This window comes from Glycomyces dulcitolivorans (genome assembly GCF_003265355.1).
Taxonomy (GTDB): domain Bacteria; phylum Actinomycetota; class Actinomycetes; order Mycobacteriales; family Micromonosporaceae; genus Glycomyces; species Glycomyces dulcitolivorans.
On record NZ_QFRW01000120.1, the window covers coordinates 1 to 1,068 of the forward strand.

General features: G+C 77.2%; 2 protein-coding genes. One reads left to right on the forward strand and one right to left on the reverse strand.

Annotated features, from left to right (window positions below; translation table 11 throughout):
* A partial coding sequence (locus DI269_RS12980; RefSeq protein WP_198667386.1) for an ATP-binding protein occupies positions 1-194 on the reverse strand: 194 nt, incomplete at its 3' end.
* Positions 195-272: 78 nt separating this feature from the next.
* Between DI269_RS12980 and DI269_RS12985 the strand changes: the two genes are divergently transcribed.
* The coding region (locus tag DI269_RS12985) for an ABC transporter ATP-binding protein (RefSeq protein WP_112136548.1) at positions 273-1,068 on the forward strand (796 nt) is incomplete at its 3' end.

Genomic DNA, 1,068 nt, shown 5'->3' on the forward strand with positions numbered 1-1,068 from the left:
CCGTCGGCGCGGGCGGTCCCGATGAGCAGGCGCGGCGGCGCGAGCGCGGCGACGGCCTCGCGCAGCAGCCGGGTCTTGCCGATGCCGGCCTCGCCGACGACGGTCACGGCGACCGGGCCGCCGCCCGACCGGAGCCGGTCCCACGCTTCGGCGACGCGCGCGAGCTCGGCGGCACGGGCGATGAGCGGGGACACGCGGCCAAGGGTAGCCGGGCGGGCCCGTACGTGGAACCACGTATGGCGCGCGGGCGCGGCCGCGGCGATGCTGAAGCCATGAGCCTCATCGGAATCGACACTCCCGCGGTGGAAGTGCGGGCCCTGGTCCGCGACTTCGCGACCGCCCGGGGCGGGCCGCCGCGCCGCGCCCTGGACGCCTTCGACCTCACCGTCGCGCCCGGGGAGGTCCACGGCCTCCTCGGCCCGAACGGCGCGGGCAAGACCACCCTGTGCAAGATCCTCTCGACCATCCTGCTGCCGACCTCGGGCACGGCCCGCGTGCAGGGCCTCGACGTCGTCGCCGACGCCAAGCGGGTCCGGCCGCTCCTGGGGATCGTCTTCGGCGGCGAGCGCGGCCTGTACGCGCGCATGACCGCCGCGCAGAACCTCCGGTTCTGGGCCGCGCTCTACGGGCACCGCCGCCGCGAGGGGCGCCGCCGCGCGGCCGAGCTGCTGGAGCGGGTGGGCCTGGGGCCGCGCGCCGACGAGCCGGTCGAGACGTTCTCGCGCGGCATGAAGCAGCGGCTGCACCTGGCGCGGGGTCTCATCGGCGACCCGCGGGTGCTGCTGCTCGACGAGCCGACCGTGGGCATGGACCCGGTGTCGGCGCACGAGTTCCGCGAGCTCGTCGAGGACCTGCGCGCCGAGGGCCGGGCGGTCCTGCTGACCACGCACGACATGGCCGAGGCCGAGGCGCTGTGCGACCGGGTGTCGTTCATCGACGGCGGGCGGCTGCTGCGGTGCGAGGACCCGCGGGTGCTCGGCGAGCTCCTGTCGCGGCACGAGCGGGTGCGGGCCTCGGGCGTGCCGGAGGCGCTCGCCGAGCGGCTCGCCGCGCTGCCGGGGGTCGAGC